Annotated in this window: 23 protein-coding genes; 21 read left to right on the forward strand and 2 right to left on the reverse strand. The window is 39.6% G+C overall.

Annotation, left to right across the window (positions count from 1 at the left end; all coding sequences use genetic code 11):
- Window positions 1–19: 19 nt before the first annotated feature.
- On the reverse strand, window positions 20–925 hold the full coding sequence (locus BMY66_RS06955; RefSeq protein ID WP_090394647.1) for a UbiA family prenyltransferase: 906 nt from the start codon (window positions 923–925) through the stop codon (window positions 20–22).
- 227 nt (window positions 926–1,152) lie between these two features.
- Between BMY66_RS06955 and BMY66_RS06960 the strand changes: the two genes are divergently transcribed.
- The 13 genes from BMY66_RS06960 (at window position 1,153) to BMY66_RS07020 (ending at window position 14,592) form a co-directional block, all read left to right on the forward strand.
- On the forward strand, window positions 1,153–3,150 hold the full coding sequence (locus BMY66_RS06960) for an NAD(P)/FAD-dependent oxidoreductase (protein ID WP_177175607.1): 1,998 nt from the start codon (window positions 1,153–1,155) through the stop codon (window positions 3,148–3,150).
- On the forward strand, window positions 3,143–4,102 hold the full coding sequence (locus BMY66_RS06965; RefSeq protein ID WP_090394649.1) for a polyprenyl synthetase family protein: 960 nt from the start codon (window positions 3,143–3,145) through the stop codon (window positions 4,100–4,102). Before BMY66_RS06960 ends, BMY66_RS06965 begins: the two co-directional genes overlap by 8 nt.
- A 66-nt stretch (window positions 4,103–4,168) precedes the next feature.
- Entirely contained in the window at window positions 4,169–5,254 is a 1,086-nt protein-coding gene (locus BMY66_RS06970; protein ID WP_090394650.1) for a hypothetical protein, read from the forward strand.
- A 71-nt stretch (window positions 5,255–5,325) separates the two neighbouring features.
- Window positions 5,326–6,402 carry an FAD:protein FMN transferase gene (locus BMY66_RS06975; protein WP_090394651.1) on the forward strand — a complete coding sequence of 359 codons (1,077 nt, stop codon included), beginning with the start codon at window positions 5,326–5,328 and terminating at the stop codon, window positions 6,400–6,402.
- Between the two features lie 2 nt (window positions 6,403–6,404).
- Window positions 6,405–6,782, forward strand: a complete 378-nt coding sequence (locus BMY66_RS06980; RefSeq protein WP_090394652.1) for a NusG domain II-containing protein — start codon at window positions 6,405–6,407, stop codon at window positions 6,780–6,782.
- A 20-nt stretch (window positions 6,783–6,802) separates the two neighbouring features.
- Window positions 6,803–7,300, forward strand: coding sequence for a Gx transporter family protein (locus BMY66_RS06985; protein WP_044938203.1), 498 nt, complete (start codon window positions 6,803–6,805; stop codon window positions 7,298–7,300).
- A gap of 70 nt (window positions 7,301–7,370) precedes the next feature.
- The gene (locus BMY66_RS06990; RefSeq protein WP_090394653.1) at window positions 7,371–8,816 is read left to right on the forward strand and encodes an HD domain-containing phosphohydrolase; all 1,446 of its coding nucleotides are present in this window, start codon (window positions 7,371–7,373) and stop codon (window positions 8,814–8,816) included.
- Complete coding sequence (locus tag BMY66_RS06995; RefSeq protein WP_090394654.1) at window positions 8,816–11,545, forward strand: response regulator; 2,730 nt, start codon at window positions 8,816–8,818, stop codon at window positions 11,543–11,545. The genes BMY66_RS06990 and BMY66_RS06995 overlap by 1 nt, the downstream gene beginning before the upstream one ends.
- A gap of 77 nt (window positions 11,546–11,622) precedes the next feature.
- Window positions 11,623–12,510, forward strand: a complete 888-nt coding sequence (locus tag BMY66_RS07000; protein ID WP_090394655.1) for a DegV family protein — start codon at window positions 11,623–11,625, stop codon at window positions 12,508–12,510.
- Window positions 12,511–12,513: 3 nt separating this feature from the next.
- Window positions 12,514–13,083, forward strand: coding sequence for an HdeD family acid-resistance protein (locus tag BMY66_RS07005; RefSeq protein WP_090394656.1), 570 nt, complete (start codon window positions 12,514–12,516; stop codon window positions 13,081–13,083).
- Window positions 13,083–13,316 carry a hypothetical protein gene (locus tag BMY66_RS07010; protein WP_044938181.1) on the forward strand — a complete coding sequence of 78 codons (234 nt, stop codon included), beginning with the start codon at window positions 13,083–13,085 and terminating at the stop codon, window positions 13,314–13,316. Before BMY66_RS07005 ends, BMY66_RS07010 begins: the two co-directional genes overlap by 1 nt.
- Window positions 13,317–13,324: 8 nt before the next feature.
- The gene (locus BMY66_RS07015; protein WP_044938178.1) at window positions 13,325–13,891 is read left to right on the forward strand and encodes a TetR/AcrR family transcriptional regulator C-terminal domain-containing protein; all 567 of its coding nucleotides are present in this window, start codon (window positions 13,325–13,327) and stop codon (window positions 13,889–13,891) included.
- A 116-nt stretch (window positions 13,892–14,007) separates the two neighbouring features.
- Window positions 14,008–14,592: a manganese efflux pump gene (locus BMY66_RS07020; protein ID WP_090394657.1), complete on the forward strand. Its 585-nt coding sequence runs from the start codon at window positions 14,008–14,010 to the stop codon at window positions 14,590–14,592.
- 34 nt (window positions 14,593–14,626) lie between these two features.
- On the opposite strand, the gene BMY66_RS07025 is transcribed toward BMY66_RS07020, so the two are convergent.
- Window positions 14,627–15,238, reverse strand: a complete 612-nt coding sequence (locus BMY66_RS07025; RefSeq protein ID WP_090394658.1) for a hypothetical protein — start codon at window positions 15,236–15,238, stop codon at window positions 14,627–14,629.
- A 173-nt stretch (window positions 15,239–15,411) separates the two neighbouring features.
- On the opposite strand from BMY66_RS07025, the gene BMY66_RS07030 reads away from it, so the two are divergent.
- The 8 genes from BMY66_RS07030 to truA are packed head-to-tail and all read left to right on the forward strand — an operon-like array spanning window position 15,412 to window position 23,615.
- Window positions 15,412–17,088 (forward strand): VanW family protein, encoded by a 1,677-nt coding sequence (locus BMY66_RS07030; RefSeq protein WP_090394659.1) that lies wholly within the window; start codon window positions 15,412–15,414, stop codon window positions 17,086–17,088.
- A 2-nt stretch (window positions 17,089–17,090) separates the two neighbouring features.
- Window positions 17,091–18,074 (forward strand): AIR synthase family protein, encoded by a 984-nt coding sequence (locus BMY66_RS07035; RefSeq protein WP_044938171.1) that lies wholly within the window; start codon window positions 17,091–17,093, stop codon window positions 18,072–18,074.
- A gap of 25 nt (window positions 18,075–18,099) precedes the next feature.
- Complete coding sequence (locus BMY66_RS07040) at window positions 18,100–18,582, forward strand: Lrp/AsnC family transcriptional regulator (protein ID WP_033154496.1); 483 nt, start codon at window positions 18,100–18,102, stop codon at window positions 18,580–18,582.
- A complete protein-coding gene (locus tag BMY66_RS07045; RefSeq protein WP_090394660.1) occupies window positions 18,579–19,748 on the forward strand; it encodes a pyridoxal phosphate-dependent aminotransferase in 1,170 nt (389 codons plus the stop codon). The genes BMY66_RS07040 and BMY66_RS07045 overlap by 4 nt, the downstream gene beginning before the upstream one ends.
- Before the next feature lie 20 nt (window positions 19,749–19,768).
- Window positions 19,769–20,266 carry a tRNA (uridine(34)/cytosine(34)/5-carboxymethylaminomethyluridine(34)-2'-O)-methyltransferase TrmL gene (gene trmL, locus BMY66_RS07050; protein WP_044938167.1) on the forward strand — a complete coding sequence of 166 codons (498 nt, stop codon included), beginning with the start codon at window positions 19,769–19,771 and terminating at the stop codon, window positions 20,264–20,266.
- A gap of 8 nt (window positions 20,267–20,274) precedes the next feature.
- A complete protein-coding gene (locus tag BMY66_RS07055) occupies window positions 20,275–22,035 on the forward strand; it encodes an energy-coupling factor transporter ATPase (protein WP_090394770.1) in 1,761 nt (586 codons plus the stop codon).
- 43 nt (window positions 22,036–22,078) lie between these two features.
- The gene (locus BMY66_RS07060) at window positions 22,079–22,879 is read left to right on the forward strand and encodes an energy-coupling factor transporter transmembrane component T family protein (protein WP_044938165.1); all 801 of its coding nucleotides are present in this window, start codon (window positions 22,079–22,081) and stop codon (window positions 22,877–22,879) included.
- A gap of 1 nt (window position 22,880) precedes the next feature.
- Window positions 22,881–23,615, forward strand: a complete 735-nt coding sequence (truA, locus tag BMY66_RS07065; protein ID WP_033154492.1) for a tRNA pseudouridine(38-40) synthase TruA — start codon at window positions 22,881–22,883, stop codon at window positions 23,613–23,615.
- The last annotated feature ends 96 nt before the right edge of the window (window positions 23,616–23,711 follow it).

Genomic DNA, 23,711 nt, shown 5'->3' on the forward strand with positions numbered 1-23,711 from the left:
CTTGATGCTGGTTTTTATTTTATCTGTACATTAAAAATGACAGTGTAAGAGCAATGAAGTATGAAGTATTAACAATGATAAAGTTCTTAATTGCTGTAATAAAAGTTTTTGACTTTATCTGTTCTTTACGAAATACCCTTATATTACTTTCTACTAGAGGAAATGAAAGTAAAAAGATGAGGGCAATAATTGGAAGAATTTTTAATGCAACCATTGCTATCACTGCGGCGTAGCATAAGTAGTAAAGAGTAGCAAAAACACGTACGCCATTTTTCTGTCCTATGTAAAAAATCAGAGTATGTCTATTTACAGCAATATCTTTTTCTAAATCACAAGTGTTGTTAGCAACCATGATATTGGAAGTGGTGAATGTATTTACCAATGAGAAAAATAAAAAGCTTATCAATGGCCAAAGCATGAAGTGTACAGATAATACACCATTTTTATAGTCTAAAATAATGTATTCATCAGGATTATTGATATAAACCATCAGAAATGGAATAAACATGCCATAAGCAATACCTGAAAATACTTCCCCTAGAGGAATTCTCGAAATTGGCATAGGACCAAAGGTGTAAAAAATCCCAAGGCCAAAGCAGAGTGCTCCAAGTAAAAGAACTACAATACCTGTTTTAAATGCAAGATAAAGTCCCATCACTGTGCTAACAGCAAGCATACATATTATAAGAAATAGTGCTCGGTCTCTTTTGATGGGGAGCATTTCTGGATAATCCTTGCTATCAATATAGTTGTTGATTGCAGTGGTGGCTAAATCAAATATAAATGCCGCAATGCAGAAGATAATCATCAAAGGAATATTGATAGGGTGTTTCAAAAAGAGCATATACATAAACGTATTTGCAAAAGCAAATGTGCTGGTAATCTTTGTTTGAATCTCTACAAACTTTAAAAACTTCTTAATCATAAATCTCTCCTATACATAAATTAGGTAATTATATTATACGAGCAGTTAGTCTTGTGAAACTTGGCAATAATAACACAAATTTCAATCGAAAGATAGTGCAAAATGCTATTTGTGAAAATTTAAACAAGTTCTATCTTGTCGCGCACAATACATTGTGGTACAATTTGGTTCCGCAGAAATGCGTTGGAGAATATTAAAGAAAAGAAATTACTAGGAAGGAATGAATCATGATTAAGATTGTTGTAATCGGAGCAGGTTACGCAGGCGTTCTTGCCACAAAGAAACTTGAAAAGAAGCTTCGTAAGAAGAAGCTTGCTGATCTTACAGAAATCACTATCATCGATAAGCATCCATATCATACAATGCTTACCGAACTTCACGAGGTAGCGGCTTGCCGTGTTGGTGAAGAAAGTATCAAAATGAACCTAAAGCAGATATTTGCCGGAAGAAAGGTAAATGTAGTTTTAGATGAAGTTACAAATGTAGACTTTAAAGAACAGAAGGTTAAGGGTAGAACAGAAGAGTATGATTATGACTATTTAGTAGTTGCAGCTGGTTCAAAGCCAACATACTTTGGTGTTGAAGGCGCAAAAGAAAACAGCTGGCCACTTTGGTCATATGACGATGCTGTAGCCCTCAGAGATAGAATTCACAACTGCTTCAGAATGGCAGCTGATGAAGTTGATCCTGCAAAGAGAAAAGAGCTTCTTAGCTTCTATGTTGTAGGTGCAGGATTTACAGGTGTTGAAATGGTAGGCGAGCTTGCTGAGTACACACCTATCCTTTGCAAGAGATTTGGTATCGACAGAGAAGAAGTTACAATCGTAGATGTTGACGGATTATCTCGTCCAGTACCTATCTTGCCAGAAAAGCTTTCAAACAAAGTAGACAGACGTCTCAAGAAGATGGGTGTCGAAGTTGTTATGAATACAAGCGTTGTTGGCGTTGGCCAAGGCTCTATCAAGCTCAAGCAGAACGACAATGTTACTGAGCATGTAGCTGGAACAGTTATCTGGACAGCTGGTATCGAAAGCTCAGAAATCACATCGGAGCTTGCTTCTAGAGTACAGAGCGGTGGTAGAGGACGTATTCAGGTAGATGAGTACCTTCGTTCAGTAGATTACGAAAACGTATATGTAATCGGTGACAACATGCTCTTTACAGCTCCAGGCGAGGAGCGTCCAGTTCCTCAGATGGTAGAGAATGCAGAACACTCAGCAGCTACAGTTTCAAAGAACATTGTGGCTGAGATTACAAAGTCTGGCGAGAAGGAATCTTACAATCCTAAGTTCCACGGTGTAATGGTTTGCGTAGGTGGACGTTACGGTGTTGCAAGAGGTGGATTAGCAAAGCACCAGATTAACTTTGCTTCATTCTTTGCTATGTTTGCAAAGCATTTTATCAATATTATTTATTTCATCCAGGTTATGGGATGGACAAAGATTATCAGCTACTTAAAGCATGAGTTCTTTACAATCAGAAATAATCGAAGCTTCCTCGGCGGACATTTTTCTAACAAGACACCAAGCTTTTTATTAGTTCCACTTAGATTCTGGCTTGGATGTGTTTGGGTATTCGAAGGTGTAATGAAGATTGTTGAGGGTTGGTTAACAACACCAATGCTTGCAGGCTTCTTCGGTGGAGCAAACTCATGGTTTGATTCACTTCTTGGACGTATTGATCCTGCAGCAACAGACGCAGTTGCTTCAGCTTCAACAGAAGTAGTTGATACAGTAGCTTCAGCATCTACAGCAGTAGCAGATGCAGCAGTTAGCACAGGAACAGTTCTATTTGATTTCAACCTAAAGATATTTGAGCTTATCCTTGTTTCTGGAACTGATTTAGCATCATCAACTATTTCAGATATTGCATTTAAGATTCAGGTTCCATTTGTAGACTGGTTCGTAAACAATGCAGTATTAGCTTCAGATGGTATGCAGATGTTTATGCAGATTGTTATTGTAATTATGCAGATTCTCATTGGTCTTGGACTTATGGGTGGATGCTTCACATTCCTATCAGCAGGTGTTTCACTTGTACTTCAGGCAATGTTTGTTACAACAACAGGCTTATACTTAAATACATTCTGGATGATATTTGCAGGAATTGCAGTACTTATCGGTGGTGGTTACACAATCGGTATTGACTACTACTTAATGCCATTCTTAAAGAAGCATTGGAAGAACGTTAAGTGGGTAAGAAAGTGGTATCTATATAATGACTAATAATGTAGTAGATTTTGAGACTGCATTTGAACAAGTAAAAAAAGAAGTAGCAAAGCTTTTAACTAAAGGACCAAGCCTTATCAGCGGATATACATCCTATCTGACAGAGGCTACAGGCAAGATGATGAGAGCAAAGGCTGTTTTGGCATGCGCCATGGATGAGAATGAGATGGTGCCAAGGGATGCAATTATTTTTGCAGCAGCTGTTGAAACTCTCCATCTGGCCACATTGGTTCATGACGATATCATGGACGATGCTGATACCAGAAGAGGTCAGATAACTCTTCAAAAGAAATCCGGCAAGCGAAATGCTGTGATTTGTGGAGATTATCTTTTAGCTTCAGCTATTAGAGAAATTGCCAGTGTAGATGACACAGATAAATACAAGGATTTTGATTTTTCAAAATATGTAGAGGCAATTGCTTTAGGGGAGCTTCGTCAGAATATCAACAACAGAAATTTTAGACTTGGAACTTTTAGATATCTATCTATCATAGACGGCAAGACAGCAGCACTTTTTGAAGCATCTTTCCATGCTGGTGCAATGGCTGGAAATGCCACAGAAAAAGAAATAAAGCTTTATCGTAGGCTTGGTCGATATACAGGAATTGCATTTCAGCTTACAGATGATTGCATCGATTATGAAGTGAGTGAAGATACAGCGCTGAAGCCAGTTCAGTCGGATTTTGAAAATGGAGTTGTTACACTTCCACTTATTCACACATTTGAAGAGGATGCATCACTAGCTGAAAAAGCAGAAAAGGGTCTCATTTCTAAAGAAGAAATTTTGAAAGAAGTATCAAAGCATGGTGGAGTTGAATATACTCACAAAACTGCTGAAAGATACTATAAAAAAGGCGTAGAAGCCATAAATGCGCTTCAACTCTCTGGTAAAAAGAGAGAGATTTTAGAAGGGCTTATCACAAAGGCATATGTAGGCCTAGAAAAATGATATTTGGGTGGTTTCACTACCAAATATATATTTCATCAAAAGTTATTTAAGGAAAGGAATGAAACGATGAAAAAGAGTTTAGTAGCACTTATGTGCGCAGGTGCTCTTTCAGCATCATTATTTGTAGGCTGTGGTTCTACAGATGAGGCTGCTACAGAGCAAACTCAGGCAACTGAGACAACAGAATCAACAACAGAAGAGGCAGCTCCAGCTGCTGTTGCTGCAGAAGGTGAGCTTCTCACAGGTATTGGTACAAGCGTAGCAATCGACAGCTCAGCAGACGCTACTGCAGATGCTGATGGTACAGCACAGGTTGATGCAACAATCGCTGCTGTTACAGTTGATTCAAACGGTGCAATCGTTGAGTGTGTTATCGATATCGCTCAGACAAAGATTGGTATCAGCGCTGACGGAAAGATCACATCTGATCTTGACGCAGAGTATCCTTCAAAGAGAGAGCTCGGCGATGATTACGGAATGAAGGTTGCTTCTGCAATCGGTAAAGAGTGGTATGAGCAGGCAGATGCTTTTGCTGCATGGGCAGTAGGTAAGACAGCATCTGATATTAGCAACATGGCAATTACAGAAGGAAAAGCTGGTGATGAGGATCTTGCAGCTTCTGTATCTATCCATGTAACAGGCTTCCAGGCTGCAGTTCTTGAGGCTATGGATACAGCTGTAGCTGGTGGGGCAGTTGCAGGTGATAAGCTTGGTCTTGGTCTTACAACAAACATTGCAAAGTCAACAGATGCTACTGCAGATGCTGATGGTGTAGCTGAGGCTTACACAACAATCTCAGTTCTTACAGTAAATGGTGATGGCGTAATCACAAGCTCACTTATCGATGCTGTTCAGGCAAAGGTTACTTTCGATGCTAATGGTGCAATCACTGCTGATACTTCAGCAGATGTTCTTAGCAAGGATGAGCTTGGCGATGCATACGGTATGAAGGCTGCTTCTTCAATTGGCAAGGAGTGGAATGAGCAGGCTGCTGCTTACGCTGAGTACACAGTTGGAAAGACTGTAGACGAAGTAAACGGTACAGCAGTAGAAGAAGGACGTGCAACAGATGCTGACTTAGCAGCTTCTGTATCAGTTCACATCACTGATTTCAACACAGCTATTACAAAGGCTGTTGCAAGTGCACAGTAATTAATTTACAATTTGTAATGTAGGGAGTGTATTTACTACACTCCCTCTATTTTTTTGTGAGTGAGTAGATTATGGATAAGAAAAAGATATTTGGATGCTTAGCAATAATCGCATTGATTGCTTTTATAGTATTTATAAAATTTAGTGGAGATGGTCAGAGTGAGGCCCTCACAGAAAAGACCAAGTACAATGCCACATTCTTAGATATATTTGATACAAGAACAGAGATTGTTGGTTACGCTGATTCAGAAGAGGAATTCGCAGAGATGGCTCAGCAACTTAAGGACCAGCTTATCATTTACAACAATCTATATGATATTTATAACGATTATGATGGTGTAAATAATATAAAGACAATCAACGATAATGCAGGAGTTGCGCCTGTAGAGGTGGACCAGGCAATTATCGATATGCTTAAGTTTAGCCAGGAAATGTACTATGAAACTGATGGCAGAGTTAATGTTGCCATGGGTTCGGTGCTTTCTATCTGGCATCACCATAGGGAAATCGGCATGGATGACCCAGAGCGTGCTACACTTCCTACAATGGAAGAGCTTGAGGCAGCAGCAGAGCATACAGATATAAACAATCTTATAATTGATGATGAAAACAATACTGTATATCTTTCAGATCCAGAAATGTCACTTGATGTTGGAAGTACTGCCAAGGGATATGCAGTTCAGAAGACTTTGGAATATGCCAGGGAGCAGGGAATGAACAACGTTCTTCTTAGCTTAGGTGGAAATGTTCAGGGCATTGGTGGTAGAATCGATGGTACCAATTTCAAGCTTGGCATCCAGAATCCAGATATGGACGGTGAGCAGGAATACCTGAAAACTGTAGAAATCCAAGATGGACAGTGTGTAGTTTCAAGTGGTGATTACCAAAGATTCTATGAGGTTGATGGAAAGGTTTACTGTCACATTATCAATCCAGATACACTTTTCCCATCTGATACTTTTGGTCAGGTTTCCATTCTCACAGACGATTCCGGAAAAGCAGATGCTTTTTCAACTGCTGTGTACAACATGACTCTGGAAGAAGGTATGGATTTTGTAAATAGCCACGATGGAGTTGAGGCTATGTGGGTGGACCACGAAGGGAATATCTATTATTCCGATAATTTTGAAGAAAGTATTGTAGAGTAATTATGAAGAAAAATGATTTAAAATTAATAGTAACTGTTTTAGTAGTAGCTGTCGTATTCTGGCTTGGCATGAGCTTGTATCAGAAATACAACACAGCAAATCAGGCTTATGTATTAGTTACTATAGATGGAGTAGAGTACGGCAAGTATCCTCTTAATAAGGACACTACCGAAAGAATAGAATTCGAAGATGGTTCTTACAACGTTCTTGAGATTAAGGATGGGGAGGCTCAGATTTCCGAAGCCAGCTGTCCAGATCAAATCTGTGTAAACCATATGCATATTCATTACTCAAAAGAAATGATAGTTTGTCTTCCAAACGGATTGATAGCAGAAATTGTTAACGGTGAGGAAAGAGATATTGATGGTTCTACCCATTAATAGTCTTGCAGGTATAGATTATGAAAACAAATAAGGTGGCACTACTTGGTTTATTTATTGCCCTGGCTTTTGTTCTTTCCTATATTGAGTTTTTACTTCCATTTAGCATCGGAATTCCAGGAGCCAAAATTGGTCTGGCAAATCTTGCTGTGGTAGTTGCTCTTTTTATTATCGGAAAAAAGGACGCTCTAGTTTTATCCATAATAAGAGTTTTATTAGTAGGGCTTACATTTGGCAATCTTGCTATGACAATGTATTCAATAGCAGGAGCAGCTCTGTCATATTTAATGATGCTTATTGGCATGAAAACAAAAAAGCTTTCGATCACGGGCGTTAGTGTGCTTGGTGGTGTATTTCACAACGTAGGCCAAATCATAGTAGCTATGCTTGTTCTTGAAACAGCTGGTTTGATTTATTATTTACCATTTTTAGTAATCATTGGAACTATTTCTGGTGTGGTAATCGGAGTTTTAGCGGCAATGATTGTGGAAAGGTTACGTAGAAACCTCAGGTTTTAAATCTGAGGTTTTTTTGTTACGCAAAAGATAGTATAATATAGTATTATATAAAATATTTTAAGGCGGTCTTATGAGATATATAAACATGTCCCAGTTGGAACCAGGTATGAAGCTTGGTTCGGAAGTATTTGATTCATATGGGCGAGTTTTGCTTGGAGGGAAAGCAGAACTTACAAAAGAATACATAGACAGATTAAAATCACTTGGATTTGACGGATTATACATATCAGATGAGCTTTCAAAGGATATCGAAGTAGAACCAATCATCTCGCCAGTCTTGCGAGGTAAAGGTATAGATTGTGTCCGTAGGCAGGATATTGATGGATGTATGATAGTTGCCAAGGAAATGGTTGAGGAGATTCTATCAAAGGCTTCTATCACCATTGATATGAATGACTTGCGTGAGACAGATGACTATACATATTCTCATTCAGTCAATGTGGCGCTTTATTGTGCAATTATCGGTCTTTCCTTAGACTACGATGAAAAGGCTCTTGAAGAGTTGGCATTGGCAGGACTTCTTCATGATCTAGGCAAAATGGCTATTCCTAGTGAAATCTTAAATAAAGAGGGGCGATTGACTCAAGAAGAGTATCAGATAATGAAAAGCCATGCTCAGATGAGTTATGACATGCTGAAAGAAAGATGGGATGTTACACCTAATGTTAAGGTGGCGGTGCTTTTCCATCATGAAAATGTTGACGGCAGCGGTTATCCTAGAGGGATTACAGCTGAGGACATGACCGACTACACCAAAATCATCCATGTGGCGGATGTTTTTGATGCTCTATTATCCAAAAGACCGTACAAGAATCCTTATTCTGCATATGAGGTTTCTGAATATATGATGGGTGCTTGTGGAATCATGTTTGACAGGGATGTGGTTATGGCTCTTCTCAAGCATGTTCCACTTTATCCTAAGGGTACTGAAATGATTATGTCAGACGGTAGACATTGTATTATTGTTGAAAACAGTGGCTTCCACAATTTACGACCAATCATCAGGCTTATGGATGGCACCACAATAGACCTGACCGAAAAAGATTATCTTAATATCACATTGGTTGCGGCAGCTAGTGCAGATTCTTTCTCTCGAGAATCAGAGGAAGAGCGTAATGTTATGATTCAAGCTTATGAAAGATACAAAGTCATGGTGGTAGACGACATGATGACTAATCTCCAAATGGCGAGGGGAATTTTGGAGTATTTCTACGACTTGACTCTTTTAAAGAATGGTAATCAGGCTATTAAGTATTTGGAAAAGAATGAGCCAGTGGATGCCATTGTTATGGATGTTGATATGCCGGGACTTGATGGCGTAGAGACAGCCAGAAGAATCAGGGAACAGTTACACTTGGAAATACCGATTCTGTTTGTTACTGCTTTAAATGACAGTGAAACAGTGAAAAGGTGTAGAGAAGTGGGAGCTAGCGGTTATATAGTTAGACCGTTTCAGCCTACATTTATCAAATCCGAGTTAAAGAGAATTATTACAGGACGAGGAGATGCTGAATAATGAACGGGGTGTTTACTTTATCATACTTACTTAATGTAGTATGTGTAGCAATTGGGTTTTTCACATTTATAAAGCTAGTATCAAATGATGTTTATCTTAGCAGACACAGAATACTGCCTACTATAGCAGGAATTATCACAGTTTATGATTTTTATCTGTGCATCATTCCTTTTGTGCACAGTCAGGATACAGTGGATTTCTTACATCTGCTATGTGATATGTGTGCATTGGTCATCATGTTTATGATGTTTTTCTATTTCTTGTTTATTAAAACACCAAAAAATGTGGCCGTAATAATAACAATTGCAGTTACCATAATGATTGCTCTATGTGTATACGATTTTATAGAGTATTATTTTGGAATTCCAAAGCAAGTTGATGGAGATATGCTTGCAATAATATTTGTATTCATGTCTTCAGTAATAGTTGAGCTTAAAACACCATCAAAGGCATATTTTGACAGAATTGATATTATCGTTGGAAGATACATGCTTTTGGCATTTATAGTTGCTATTACAGGATATTTTTTGCACGACTATTTACTAGGAATGGATGCAATAAGATCTGTAGCATTTGCAATTGATTGCGTCATTTTCTTCTGGCTTGCTATGTCAAACAGAATTGAGGATACAGCAACAATTCTTAAATCAACTATTTTTGATAGAACTGAACGCCCAATAGCTCTTGTAAACTCAGAGTTTTATATTATCGATGCCAATCAAAAGGCAATGGAGCTTTTTGCTGATGGTGAGGGAATAAGTTTTGCTTTTGAGGATGGAACTACAGAAAGCAAATTCGTCCTTGCGGAAAACATGGTAAAAAGAGAAAGAAATGACAGCGAGTATTATGCCTGCGAAAGATGGTATAGAGTACATTATGCACCTGTTACAGAGGGGCAAGAAGTAAAGGGCTATATCATTTCAGCTGTAGATATTACTCAAGAACATAAAGAGGCTACAAATGCCAAGAAAGAAACTGCAAGAAAGAGTCAGTTCTTAGCACAGATGTCCCATGAACTTAGAAGTCCACTTCATGCCATTATGGGTGTAAGCGATATTCTTGCCACAAAGAAGGATATCTCAGAAAAGAACAAGAATCTTATTTCTAATATCAAGAGAGCTTCAGAAAACTTGCTTGAGCTTGTAAATGCAATTCTTGATTACAGCAAGCTTGAAGCAGGAAAGTTTGAGTTTACTGAAAAGGAATATGATTTAAATGCCAACCTGGAGGATATGGCATACTCCACAATATTAAATATTCAGTCAAAGCCAATAGACTTTAATCTGGCAATTACATCATCTTACCCTAGATACTTGTATGGTGATGCTATACGTGTAAGAGAGATTTTCCAAAATATCTTTTCAAATGCGGTGAAGTATACAGACAAGGGAACCATTCACGCTGAGATTTCCTTTGAAGAACTTGATGATGGCAGAGTAAGAGTCGATTTTTCTGTTGCAGATACAGGTCAGGGAATGTCTCCAGAACAACTTGAAGAGGTGTTCAATGAGTACGTTTCTTCCGCTGATGGAGTAGATACAGAAGGAACAGGTCTTGGTCTTGCCATTACTCGTCAGCTTGTTGCAAAGCTTGGTGGCTCAATCACAGCCGAAAGCGATGGAATATCTGGTTCTGTATTCAAAGGCTACTTCTATCAGAAACAGTGCGGCGGTGAGCGATTGATGGAGCGTGTTCTCAACAGAAGAACACTCTTAAATCCAAATCAGGGCTTCCACGGCTTACCAGAAAAGGTTGACTACATCTACCCTAGGGCTAGGGTGCTTGTGGCTGATGATATGCGTATCAATCTGGAAATTATGCAGCAGTTCCTTTTACCATGGAAATGCGAAGTTATTACTGTGCCAGATGGTGCATCTGCTATCGATGCAGTCAAGGACAATCGCTACGATTTAGTATTTTTAGATCAGATGATGATGCCAGTCAGTGGCTCGGAAGCTTGCAAGAAGATTCGTGAGTTTTCTAATGTGCCAATTGTTCTCGTCACTGCAAATTCTGAAGAAAATGCTAGACACGTTGTGGCAGAATATGGCTTCAGCGATTTCCTTGCAAAGCCAATTCTTGGTGTTAAGCTTCAGGAAATCATGGATAAGTATATGCCAAAGGATTTGGCAGAAAAGAACGACAGGGAAACAGTAGTTTCTGTTGTCACACGAAATCGTCAAAACAGTAGTGTATATCAAAAGACTTTGGATACATTCGTTAAAGAAATGCAGCCACTTCTTTTGAACTTGCCTAACTATCGTAAAAACGATAAGGAAATGTTTAAGGTAAAGGTACATGGCATAGGTGGCGTCAGCAAACAAATTGGCAGAGAAACTTTTGCCGAGCAGGCTCAGATAATGGAGATGGCAGCAAAGTCAGAAACATGGAGCTATGTTGATGCACATATGGATGAGTTCCTTAATGCGCTTTGCGAAGTAGTTGAGGATGCCACAAAGGAGCTTACTCAGCTTGCACCAAATGGTATAGAGGAGCAAATCGAAATAATAGACAGTTCTAATGAAGATGTAACAGATATTCTTAAGGAACTGCTGGATGCTTTTGATAAATATGATTTGAACGCTATAGAAGAGGCTCTTGAAAAGCTTGATAAGAGCGAAAAAAATCAAGAATTATTAGCACTTTATGGCACTTTGCGGGAGGCCTACGACAACCTGGAATACGAAGAAGGTACCCAGATTTTGGAGGAATATCTTCAGTTAAAATAATTGAGCGTGTTGCAATTCAATAATGTGTTGCGTTATACTCAAACAGGTTGAAATTTTTTTATGGAATAGGATGGTTTATGGGAGATTTTATTATTAGCTGCTGTTCTACAGCGGACGTTACAGAAGAGTTTTTAAAGGAGAAGAACATTGAGCATATCTGCTTTCACTATTATTTAGATGACAAGCCATATGTAGACGATTTATTCAAATCAATGTCTCCACAGGATTTTTATGGCGCTATGGTTGACGGCGCAATGACAAAGACATCTCAGGTTAATGCAGATGAATTTACAGCATATTTTAGAAAGTTTTTAGAGCAGGGAAAGGATGTTATCCATTTAACACTTGCCAGCGGTATTTCAGGTGTTATCAATTCTGCTAGAATCGCTGCAGAGGAGCTTAGAGAAGAGTTCCCTGACAGAAAGCTTGTAGTTTTTGATAGCCTTACAGCTTCAGCTGGTTATGGTTTATTCATGGATAAGCTTGCTACACTTCGTGATGAAGGCTACAGCTTCGATGAATTAGTTAAGTGGACAGCTGATCACATTCAGAATCAGAACACATGGTTCTTCACTACAGACCTTACATTCTTTATCAGAGGTGGTCGTGTATCAAAGATTTCTGGATGGTTTGGTACAGCTCTCAACATTTGCCCACTTTTAAATATCAACGATGAAGGAAAGCTTATTCCAAGACAGAAGTGCCGTGGTAAAAAGATGGTTAAGAAGGCAGCTCTTGCAGCAGTAAAAGAGCGTATTGAAAATGGTGAAGATTACGATCAGAATATCTTCATCACTCATTCTGTTTGCTACGATGATGCTAGAGAGATGGCCGATATGCTTGAGGAAGCATTCCCTAAGATGAAAGAGAAAATCCGTATTTTCGATATTGGTCCTACTATTGGAGCACACACTGGTCCAGGTACAGTTGCAATTGGTTTCTGGGGCAGAGAAAAAGAGAGATAAATTATGAAAGAGAAAATTAAAAGCCTAAGACTAAATATTACAATATCTGCACTGCTCAGTGTTATTATTGGTATTATGCTTTTGATATTTCCAGAGGAAAGCTTAATAACAATTAGCCGAGTTATTGCATGTATTATTGTTTTGGCTGGTATATCAGTGATAATCAGCCAGATTTATGAATTTGGAATGAATGCACTTGGAATAGTTGTTGGAGCTATTCTTGCAATAATTGGTGTATGGATTTTTAAAGCACCAAGTTCAATTGTTTCTATCATTCCTATCGCCATCGGGGTAATCCTTATTGTACATGGTGTTATGGATTTAGGAATGTCAATCGAAGCAACAAAAGCCCATGCCACTCGAGTTTGGATATCATATATTTTTGCTGTATTAAAAATGGCACTTGGTGTTGTTTGTATTGCGGCAGCCTTTAAGCTTGTTGCTGTGGCTGTTCAGGCTATTGGTATTATGCTTATATATGATGGAATTGCAGATTTTGGTATTGTTCACAAGGTTAGAAAAGCAACAGGCTCTGTTGTAGATGGAACAATTACCCGAGAGGAAGATATATAATGGGTCAAATGGAATTTAAAATGGAACGCACAGGTCTCCTTAATATAGGAGACGTGCTTTCCATCACAGAATACGAGCTGCCTAATTCATATTATTATGTGTTAGGCAGGTCTTTTGCTATGTCGGCAAATTACACAACTTTGGAGCGTATTAAGGCCAAAGAGGGAAAAGTGGTAGATGTAAAAGAGACCCCTAAGGGCTTCTATGTTACAGTTGAATACCAGGATTCTTAAGGAGATATATGAATAATCAATCGCAGAATGCAATAGATATTGTTCTTGCAGAAAGCTTAAAAGAGCTTGCTAAAACAAAACCTATTGAGAAAATTACAATTAAAGAGATTACTGATAAGGCGGGCGTAATTCGTCCAACATTCTACAATCACTTTCAGGATAAATACGAACTGCTTGAATGGATTACCGTCAATGAATTGTTTAGACCTATAGATCCGCTATTGTCCAATGGGATGTTAAAAGAGGCAATCACTTTTGTGCATACTACTATGGAAAAGGAAAAGGATTTCTATAAGCGTGCAGCACAGTTGGAGGGACAGAATTCTTTCAACGAAATATACAACAGATGCGTTGCAAATGCTGTTCAAAAGTATATTGATGTTGAAAGCCTTGTACAGATGGCCGATTATAAATGGCTCTCCAAAGAGCTTGTGGCAGAGTTTTTAGGCCACTCTATTAGCTGGATTACAATACAGTGGATTAAACGAGGCATGACAGTACCAGTTGAAGAATTAACAGACGTTTACGTTAAATTGTTCCATAATTCGCTGATTGAAATAGTTTCAAACAAGTAGAATACAAATATATTACATTGTATCTTGCTAACAAACATGGTTTGGTGGTTGAATATTTTAGTAAATAAAAATTAGAGATATTATAAAGATATATTAGGAACGGAGTTAGGAAATATATGAGCTGGTTGGAAAACCTGCTGATGATAGCAGGTATTTTGTTAGATGTATTTGCCGCTATGGAAATACAGGGAGCTATGATTGCTCGCATTAGAAAGCGCACCATAGTTATCGCTTGTACGGTAGTGGCAGGGTTGGAATTGATTTTTTATTTTATTGGTTTTGTTATTTGCAGACTGCTTGCTATAAACGGATATGTGTCAGATCCTGTGAACTACGGTGAGATAGTAGCAGTTATCGTATTGGCGTTTCTTGGTATTCGTCTTATTGCAAAGGCTATCAAGAGAGAGTTCATTCAGGAAAAGCGCAAGGATGTTCTTAGAGTTTGGGATTACATCAAAATCGTTGTTGTCTCATGCATCTATACAGCAGCTGCTGGATGTGCATGCGGTCTTGTAGGAACTACAATCTGGCAGATTATAACCATCATTCTTCTTATTTCAATATTGATGGTTTTAACAGGCCTCTACACAGGTCTTCACTTTGGATTTGAAATGAAAACTGTGGCATACGTAGCTGGCGCAGCTCTTTTATGGGGCGTTGGCGCAGAGATATTTTTACACAGAGTTATAGAGATTATCTAAAAAAGAGCTTACAGATTTCTGTAAGCTCCTTTTTTTATGCAAGTGAATTATATGGATCGATTTTCTTAAGGATGGAATCCTTTAAAAGCATTTCACTGCTTGATACTTTACTTTTTAGGAATTCAAGCTTTTGGTCTTGACCATTTTCTCTATAGTAATCAGCCAGAAGAGTGTAGGTTTCGCTGATATCGGAACCGATACCTACAGCAAATTCCAGTGTCTCAAGAGCATCTTTGTGCAGGCCCGCCTCCTTAAGGACTTTAGCGTATGAATTAAGTAAAACACATAATCTATCGAAATCCTCGCCAATTTTGGTCATGGTTTCAAAATTTGGCACTCCATACTCCAGTTTTAGATCTGTATTTGACTTTCCTGTGAGGTTTAAAAGCTTGTGTGTAGACAATTCTTGAAGTTCATTTTCGATTTCAAGAACTTTTGGGTCATCAGTAAAATTTAATGGAAATTTCTCTATTGGAATGGTAATATATCTTAGATTAGATATATCTTTTGCAGGGGTTATATTTGCGGCCCTTTCGCGGTCCCAAAAATCTTTCTGCTGTTTTTCTTGTTTAGCATCAAGACTCTTTATTCTAAAGGTCAGCCAAATTAAGAATATTAAGAAAAAAGGTAAAATCGGGAAGCCCATGGTTTCTCCTTTACATATTAAGTGAGGTATTTATATGAAGCGTTCTAAGAAGCATCAAATAATCGCAGGAGCAATCCTTGTAGTAGTGCTTGTATGCATGGTATTTACCACATTCGCTGCTGCTATAATCTAAGTTTACTTTGCGCACAATCTAATGTAAAGAGGATTTTGTTATGAATAGAAAGAACATATTACCTATATTATTGGCAACAAGCATGGTTAGTGGTCTTTTTGCAAATACTACATTTGTTGAGGCAGATGAAATAGAAGAATCTGAAGCATCCGTATCTGATGAAGAGCTTGCCAACGAAGAGGCTGAATCAGCAGTTGCAGATGAAACTGATGACAGAATTATTCCTGATGGCATCACCATTGAGGGAATATCAGTTGGTGGAATGACTGTTACTGAGGCAGATGCAGTAGTAGCTGATTATTTTTCACAGTATGATGATGTTGAATTCACTCTATCAGCTAATGACCAGACTATATCTGCTACTGGAGCAGACCTTTGCATAGGAGCTAAAAATAGCGACGTTACAGTAAAGGCCGCCACATACGGCTCATATGGTAATTTCGGTGAGAGATTCAAAGCATCACAGGATTTAGCAGAAGGTCGTACAAAGGATTTTGCTTTATCACTTGGAGTTGATAAGGATGGAGTTATCCTCTATCTTAATTCAGCATCTACACAGGTAAATGACGAAGCCAGTGATGACTATCTTACCAGAGAAAACGGAGAATTCGTATTCCATGAAGGAACATCTGGTGTAGTCGTTCAGATTGAAGAATCAGCAGCTATCATTGTTGATTATATTGAAAATAGCTGGGATGGAAGCGCAGCTACAATAGCACTTGCTACTGAGGTCAAAGAGCCTAGAGGAAGCAAGGAAGAGCTTGCGGAAATCACAGATTTGCTTGGAAGCTACAGCACAGACTACAGTTCATCATCTGCAGCTCGTAAAAATAACGTTGCAAATGGTGTTGGATTTATTAATGGCACCATCCTTTATCCAGGTGATGAATTCTCAGTGCTTAATACAATCACACCATTCTCAGCAGAAAATGGCTATATGCTTGCAGGCTCATACGAAAACGGAACTACTGTAGAGACATACGGCGGAGGTATCTGTCAGGTTTCTACTACTTTATACGGTGCAGTTAGAGAGGCGGAATTAGAGGTAATCACTCGTTCATGTCACTCTATGATTGTCACATACGTACCACCTTCACAGGATGCAGCTATTGCAGAATCTGGTGGAAAGGACTTCCAGATTCGAAACAATAAAAATTATCCTATCTATATCGAAGGATATTGCGATGGCAACAATGCTTATTTCAATATCTATGGTAAGGAAGAGGATGACGCTGGTCACAGCGTTGAATACGAAACAGAAATTACAGGTGTTAATGTCCAGGCTACCACATGGGTCGCAGATCCAAATGTACCACTTGGAAAAATGACTACTACAGTCAGTGGACACACAGGATACACAGCTCGTCTTTGGAAGATTGTTTATGAAAATGGTGAGGAAGTAAGCCGTGATGTTTACAACAACAGCCGTTACAATCCATCCAACAGAACAGTTACTGTAGGTATAGCATCGACAGATCCAAATCTTTCATATGCTATGCTTCAGGCGGTGAACACACAGGATGCAGCCACAATAGCAGCAGCTATCTCTATGTATGCACCAGGAGTAGTTAATTCAACACCATTTGAAATTACTCCAAAGTATTCTGTTACAAATCCAACAACGGACACAACAACGGACACAACAACAGACACCACTACAGATACAACTACAGACACTAATACAGACACAACAGTTACAGACAACTCAGAAATATAATTATGGAAATTGGAAAATTACCAGAGAGCGTTCTTAAGCGCTCCGTCATTAAACAACTACATGTAAAACGACCAGAGGTTGGCAATGGCCCAGGAATTGGCGAGGACTGTGCTACACTGAGCGTTGGCCCAGACGAAGAAATCGTTCTTTCCACTGACCCAATTACCGGTACAGCATCCGATATTGGTGAGCTTGCAGTTACCATTTCTGTAAATGACTTGGCAAGTGCAGGTGCAGAGCCTATCGGCATCCTTCTTACAGTGCTTCTTACACCACGAATGAGAGAGGCAAAGTTAAAGGCCATCATGGAACAGGTGGATGCAGCATGCAAACGCTACAATGTGCAGGTTATCGGCGGTCACACAGAGGTTACAGAGGCTGTCAATCAGCCACTCATTTCCGTGACAGCAGTTGGCAAGGTTAAGAAAGGCCAGATGATTTCTACAGGTGGGGCAAAGCCAGGCATGGATATTGTTCTCACAAAGTGGATTGGCCTTGAAGGAACATCCATCATCGCAAAGGACCACGAAAAGGAACTGTTAGAGCGCCTTCCACAGTCGTTGATTGACACAGCAAAGAGCTTTGATCAGTATCTTAGCGTTCTTCCAGAAAGTCGCATCGCCGTGGAGCATGGCGTGGCAGCTATGCACGATGTTACTGAAGGCGGCATATTTGGTGCACTTTGGGAGATGGGAGAGGCCTCAGGCGTTGGCCTTGATGTTGATTTAAAAGCCATTCCAGTAAAACAGGAGACCATCGAAGTCTGCGAGTTTTTCGGAATTAATCCATACGAGTTAATTTCTTCAGGAGCGATGCTAATCGCAACCGAGGATGGCAATGGGCTTGTTAGAAAGCTTCGTGATGCGGGGGTAGCATCCGCCATTATCGGGAAGTCCAACTCTTCGAATGATAAGCGTGTAATAAATGGTGATGAGGAACGATTCCTTGAGCCACCGAAAACAGACGCATTGTATAACGTACATTAGCTAAGAAAGTTTAGGGGTGATTATAATGAGAGAAAAGATTTTAACTTACATTGAACATAACAGTAGGATTGATTTAGCAGATTTAGCCATGATGCTTGGCACAGACGAGGCTACAATCATGAACGAGCTTGAGGCAATGGAAAACGAGCACATCATTTGCGGCTATCCTACTCTTATCAATTGGGATAAGGCAAGCGTAGAAAAGGTTTCAGCTCTTATCGAGGTACGCGTTACACCTCAAAGAGGTATGGGTTTTGATAAGGTAGCTGAGCGCATCTACAACTATCCTGAAGTTGATGCAGTTTATTTGATCTCAGGTAGCTACGATTTTATGGTTTCAATTGAGGGCCACACACTTAGAGAGGTTGCAGATTTTGTTTCTGCGAAGCTTTCTCCACTTGATTCAGTGCTTAGTACACAGACTAACTTTGTCCTTAAGAAATACAAGGACCACGGCATAATTATGGCGGAAAAGCATGTTGATGAGAGGGAGAAGGTGAGCTTATGAGAAATCCTTTAAATCAAACTATTACAGAAATTAAGCCATCTGGTATCCGTAAGTTTTTCGACATTGTTGCAGAAATGCCAGATGCTATCTCACTTGGTGTTGGCGAGCCAGACTTCGATACACCATGGAAGGTTAGAGACGAAGCAATCTATTCTCTTGAGAGAGGACGTACATTCTACACTTCAAACTCAGGTTTAAAGGAGCTTCGTATTGAAATCGCTGATTTTTTAAAGCGCCATTATAATCTAGAATACAATCCACTTACTGAAATGCTTATGACAGTTGGTGGTTCAGAGGGTATCGACATAGCACTTCGAGCTATGCTTGATCCAGGTGACGAGGTTCTTATTCCACAGCCTAGCTATGTTTCTTATGAGCCTTGTACCATTTTGGCAGGTGGTAAGCCAGTGCCTATCAATCTTAAGGAAGAAAACGAATTCAGACTTAAGCCAGATGAGCTTGAGGCAGTCATCACAGACAAGACAAAGCTTCTTATCATGCCTTTCCCAAATAACCCAACAGGTGCTGTTATGGAGAAAGCAGATTTGGAGCCTATAGTAGAGCTTGTTAAAAAATACGATTTATTTGTTCTTACAGATGAAATCTACGGAGAGCTTACATACACTGGTGAAGGACATGTTTCAATTGCCAGCTTCCCGGGAATGAAGGAGCGTACAATCTACATCAATGGCTTTTCAAAGAGCCATGCTATGACTGGATGGAGATTGGGATATGTATGTGCACCAGAAATCCTTGTAAAGCAGATGACAAAGATTCATCAGTTTGCTATTATGTGTGCACCTACAACAAGTCAGTATGCTGCTGTTACAGCTATTCGCGATTGCGACGAGGACGTTGCAAACATGCGCGAAGAGTACAATGACAGACGTAGATATCTTGTGAATCGTTTCAAGAAAATGGGAATTAAATGTTTTGAGCCATACGGCGCATTCTACATTTTCCCATCGATTGCAGAATTCGGAATGAGTTCAGAAGAATTTTGTACAAAGCTTCTTCGCGAAAAGGAAGTTGCGGTAGTTCCAGGTACAGCATTTGGAGCGAGTGGTGAAGGAAATGTGCGTATCTCTTATGCATATTCTCTGGAAAATCTCAAGCGTGCCATGGATCGCATCGAAGAATTCGTGGAAGAATTGAGAGCGAATTAATTTAGAAAGAGTAAGTAAAAATGTTAAATATTGTATTACATGAACCCGAAATTCCAGCAAACACTGGAAATATTGGGCGTACATGCTGTGCCACAGGCACACGTCTTCATCTGATTGAGCCACTTGGTTTTGTGCTTACAGACAAGACTGTGAAAAGAGCCGGCATGGATTATTGGGATAAGCTAGAAGTTTTCCGATATGATGATTGGGAAGATTTCAAAGCAAAGAATCCTGATGCAAAGGTTTATATGGCTACTACAAAAGCCAAAAAGACACACACCCAGGTGAATTATGAACCAGACTGCTACATTATGTTTGGCAAGGAATCAGCAGGCATCCCTGAAGAAATCCTTGTTGAAAATGAGGAGAACTGCGTTCGTATTCCAATGGGACACGATATTAGATCACTTAATTTATCAAATTCAGTTGCTGTTGTTTTATACGAAGCACTGAGACAGAATGATTTCCTCGGACTTGAAACTGAGGGCAATTTGCATAGACTCAACTGGAAGGAATAGTGGGTACCATGGCAATAATAAGGTCAAAAGAATTAGTACATGAATATATTAGACGTGACGAAGAGGGCAATGTAGAGAGCATTCAGCTTGCCCTCGACCACGTTAATCTCAACGTTGAACCAGGACAGTTCATATCTATTTTAGGACACAATGGTTCAGGCAAATCTACATTCGCAAAGCACATTAATGCGCTTCTTACTCCATCAGAAGGTACAATCTGGGTAGATGAGATGAACACATCTGATGATGAGTACACATTTGCAGTACGTCAGACTGCAGGTATGGTTTTCCAAAATCCTGATAATCAAATAATAGCCAGTGTTGTAGAAGAAGACGTGGCTTTCGGACCAGAAAACATCGGCGTTCCTACAGAACAGATTGTGGAACGAGTTGATAAGTCTTTAAAGATGGTTGGAATGACAAAGTACAAAGCTCATTCTCCAAACAAATTATCAGGTGGACAAAAGCAAAGAGTAGCAATAGCTGGTGTTATGGCAATGGAGCCAAAATGTATCATTTTGGATGAGCCAACAGCCATGCTTGATCCTGATGGACGAGCAGATGTGCTTCGTGCAGTTCACACTCTCAACCGTGAAAAGGGAATCACTGTAATATTGATTACTCACTACATGGAAGAGGTTGTTGATTCTGACTATGTCTACGTAATGGAAAAGGGCAAGGTCTTTATGGAAGGCAAGCCAAGGGAGATTTTCAAGGATGTTGAGCTTCTCAAGGAGCACAGCCTTGATGTTCCTCAGGTTACACTTCTTGCTCATGAGCTTAGAAAAGCAGGTCTTAATCTACCAGAATGCGTCCTTACAAGAAAGGAACTTGTAGATGCTCTTACTGAGCTTGGGATGAAAAAGGCAGCGGCTGGACAGACTACAGAAAAGGCAGCGGCAGAAGCAGATGCCGATAAAAAGAACGTGTTAATACTTGATCATGTTTCATACAAGTATTCTCCAAATACAGCATATGAAGTAAAGGCTCTTGATGATGTTAATCTCTCTATAAAAGAGGGAGAGTTCATCGGTATCATTGGTCATACAGGTAGTGGTAAATCTACTCTAGTGCAGCATTTGAATGGATTGGAAAAGGCTACCGAGGGTACAATCTACTACAATGGTCAGGATATCTACGACAAGGATTTTGATATCAGAGACTTACGTACACAGGTGGGAATGGTGTTCCAGTATCCTGAACATCAGCTTTTTGAAACAACTGTATTCAAAGATGTTCAGTACGGCCCTAAGAATCAGGGGCTCGATGAAAAGGAGCAAATCAAGAGAGCATACGAGGCCCTCGGTTTGGTTAAGCTTCCAGAAGAGCTATATCTTGCATCTCCATTTGAGCTTTCCGGTGGACAGAAGCGTAGAGCTGCTATCGCTGGTGTAATTGCAATGAAACCGGCAGTGCTTATTTTGGATGAGCCAACAGCAGGACTTGACCCAAAGGGAAGAGATGATATACTTGGTCTTATTTCCGATATGCATGAAAAACGAAAAGATACAGTTATTTTGGTTTCTCATTCCATGGAGGATGTGGCCAACTACGTTGATAGAATCATCGTAATGGATGCAGGTCGCCCAGCTTTCGATGGCACACCAAAGGAAGTCTTTGCTCACTACAAGGAGCTTGAAAAGATGGGACTTGCCGCTCCACAGGTAACATATGTTATGAATGATTTAAAGGAAATGGGTTATGATGTTGATGCCTCTGCAACAACAGTTTCAGAAGCAACAGAATCCATTTTGAAAGCTTGTAAATAATAGCCGAGACCTTATTGGCTTGGACTAAAAAAGGATTATAAATATGCTACGAGAAATTACATTAGGACAATATTATCCAGCAGAATCAGTTCTTCATTCATTGGATCCAAGAGTGAAGCTGTTTTCTACTCTGGTTTTTATCATCACATTATTTTCAGCAGACAATGCAGTGTTGTTTGCAATAGTTTTGTTGTCAATGATAGGCATTATCAGGCTTAGCCATGTGCCATTTTCATTTATGGTAAAGGGGCTAAAGGCAATTGTTGTATTGCTTATCATTGCCGGCCTTTTCAATTTGTTCCTTACACCAGGAAAGACTTTAGTATCATTTTGGATTCTTTCTATTTCAGATGTGGGACTTAAAAATGCTGTGCTTATGACAAGCAGAATGATTCTTCTTATTGTTGGCACATCAATCATGACACTTACAACCACACCAAATCAGCTTACTGATGGTTTGGAGAAATCACTTGGCTTTATGAAAAAGTTCAATGTGCCAGTACATGAGATTTCAATGATGATGTCAATTGCCCTCAGATTCATTCCAATCCTCATTGAGGAGACAGACAAAATCATGAAGGCACAGATGGCTAGAGGCGCCGATTTTGAATCAGGTGGTCTTATTACAAAGGCCAAAAACATGGTGCCACTTTTAGTACCACTTTTTGTTTCAGCTTTCAGAAGAGCTAACGATTTATCCCTTGCCATGGAGGCAAGATGTTATAATGGTGGCGAAGGTCGTACAAAGATGCATCCTCTCAAGTATAATTCACTTGACCAGAGAGCATATATTTGTGTAGCCCTTTACATCATCCTATTTTTTGCAGTAAAGGTTATTTTGTAATATGAGAGTAATGATAGTAGTTGCCTATGATGGCAGTAACTATAGTGGCTGGCAGATTCAGCCAAATGGAGTAACAATCGAACAGAAATTGAACGAGGCCCTCACTGATCTTCTTCAGGAGCCAATTTCGATTATGGGAGCAAGCCGTACAGATGCAGGCGTGCATTCACTTGGAAATGTAGCTGTCTTTGACACTAATTCAAGAATGCCTGCTGATAAAATCAGCTTTGCTTTGAATCAGCGTTTGCCTGACGATATTGTGGTTCAGTATTCATGCCAGGTGGAGGATGATTTTCACCCACGTTATGCAGCATGCCGTAAGACATACGAATATAAGATTTTAAATCGCAAGATGCCAGACCCTACAAAGCGCAAGGACACATTCCACTATTATTACGATTTGGATGTAGATAAAATGAATGAAGCAGCTGCTTACCTTATCGGCCAGCACGATTTCACTTCATTCTCATCAGTGAAGGCGCAGGTTAAATCCCGTGTCCGCACCATCTACACAGCAAAGGTATACAAAGAAGACGATGTCATCCATATTCGCCTTACAGGTGATGGATTCCTATACAACATGGTTCGTATCATCGCCGGCACGCTTATCAAAGTAGGGGCAGGAGAGATGGAGCCAATGTACATGCTTGAAATATTCCGTGGCCGCAACCGCGAGCTTGCTGGCCCAACCGCTCCAGCTCATGGACTTACCATGATTGGAATTGAATACGAATAAAATATACCCGTTCGGGTATAAAAATATTGTTTTGATATCGAAGTACACCCTAACGGGTATAAATCTTCTGTAATTAGTTGAATTTATACCCGATAG

This window comes from Pseudobutyrivibrio sp. C4 (assembly GCF_900111635.1).
Classification (GTDB): Bacteria; Bacillota; Clostridia; order Lachnospirales; family Lachnospiraceae; genus Pseudobutyrivibrio; species Pseudobutyrivibrio ruminis.

What these genes read in the sequence shown, in the direction of transcription:
- BMY66_RS07055 (WP_090394770.1), top strand. Translation starts at nt 20,275, where the DNA reads ATGGCAATAATAAGGTCAAAAGAATTAGTACATGAATATATTAGACGT.
- BMY66_RS07030 (WP_090394659.1), top strand. Translation starts at nt 15,412, where the DNA reads ATGAATAGAAAGAACATATTACCTATATTATTGGCAACAAGCATGGTT.
- BMY66_RS06955 (WP_090394647.1), bottom strand. Translation starts at nt 925, where the DNA reads ATGATTAAGAAGTTTTTAAAGTTTGTAGAGATTCAAACAAAGATTACC.
- BMY66_RS07060 (WP_044938165.1), top strand. Translation starts at nt 22,079, where the DNA reads ATGCTACGAGAAATTACATTAGGACAATATTATCCAGCAGAATCAGTT.
- BMY66_RS07005 (WP_090394656.1), top strand. Translation starts at nt 12,514, where the DNA reads ATGAAAGAGAAAATTAAAAGCCTAAGACTAAATATTACAATATCTGCA.
- trmL (WP_044938167.1), top strand. Translation starts at nt 19,769, where the DNA reads ATGTTAAATATTGTATTACATGAACCCGAAATTCCAGCAAACACTGGA.
- truA (WP_033154492.1), top strand. Translation starts at nt 22,881, where the DNA reads ATGAGAGTAATGATAGTAGTTGCCTATGATGGCAGTAACTATAGTGGC.
- BMY66_RS06980 (WP_090394652.1), top strand. Translation starts at nt 6,405, where the DNA reads ATGAAGAAAAATGATTTAAAATTAATAGTAACTGTTTTAGTAGTAGCT.
- BMY66_RS06970 (WP_090394650.1), top strand. Translation starts at nt 4,169, where the DNA reads ATGAAAAAGAGTTTAGTAGCACTTATGTGCGCAGGTGCTCTTTCAGCA.
- BMY66_RS06990 (WP_090394653.1), top strand. Translation starts at nt 7,371, where the DNA reads ATGAGATATATAAACATGTCCCAGTTGGAACCAGGTATGAAGCTTGGT.
- BMY66_RS06965 (WP_090394649.1), top strand. Translation starts at nt 3,143, where the DNA reads ATGACTAATAATGTAGTAGATTTTGAGACTGCATTTGAACAAGTAAAA.
- BMY66_RS07025 (WP_090394658.1), bottom strand. Translation starts at nt 15,238, where the DNA reads ATGGGCTTCCCGATTTTACCTTTTTTCTTAATATTCTTAATTTGGCTG.
- BMY66_RS06985 (WP_044938203.1), top strand. Translation starts at nt 6,803, where the DNA reads ATGAAAACAAATAAGGTGGCACTACTTGGTTTATTTATTGCCCTGGCT.
- BMY66_RS06995 (WP_090394654.1), top strand. Translation starts at nt 8,816, where the DNA reads ATGAACGGGGTGTTTACTTTATCATACTTACTTAATGTAGTATGTGTA.
- BMY66_RS07045 (WP_090394660.1), top strand. Translation starts at nt 18,579, where the DNA reads ATGAGAAATCCTTTAAATCAAACTATTACAGAAATTAAGCCATCTGGT.
- BMY66_RS06960 (WP_177175607.1), top strand. Translation starts at nt 1,153, where the DNA reads ATGATTAAGATTGTTGTAATCGGAGCAGGTTACGCAGGCGTTCTTGCC.
- BMY66_RS07040 (WP_033154496.1), top strand. Translation starts at nt 18,100, where the DNA reads ATGAGAGAAAAGATTTTAACTTACATTGAACATAACAGTAGGATTGAT.
- BMY66_RS07035 (WP_044938171.1), top strand. Translation starts at nt 17,091, where the DNA reads ATGGAAATTGGAAAATTACCAGAGAGCGTTCTTAAGCGCTCCGTCATT.
- BMY66_RS07020 (WP_090394657.1), top strand. Translation starts at nt 14,008, where the DNA reads ATGAGCTGGTTGGAAAACCTGCTGATGATAGCAGGTATTTTGTTAGAT.
- BMY66_RS07010 (WP_044938181.1), top strand. Translation starts at nt 13,083, where the DNA reads ATGGGTCAAATGGAATTTAAAATGGAACGCACAGGTCTCCTTAATATA.
- BMY66_RS07015 (WP_044938178.1), top strand. Translation starts at nt 13,325, where the DNA reads ATGAATAATCAATCGCAGAATGCAATAGATATTGTTCTTGCAGAAAGC.
- BMY66_RS06975 (WP_090394651.1), top strand. Translation starts at nt 5,326, where the DNA reads ATGGATAAGAAAAAGATATTTGGATGCTTAGCAATAATCGCATTGATT.
- BMY66_RS07000 (WP_090394655.1), top strand. Translation starts at nt 11,623, where the DNA reads ATGGGAGATTTTATTATTAGCTGCTGTTCTACAGCGGACGTTACAGAA.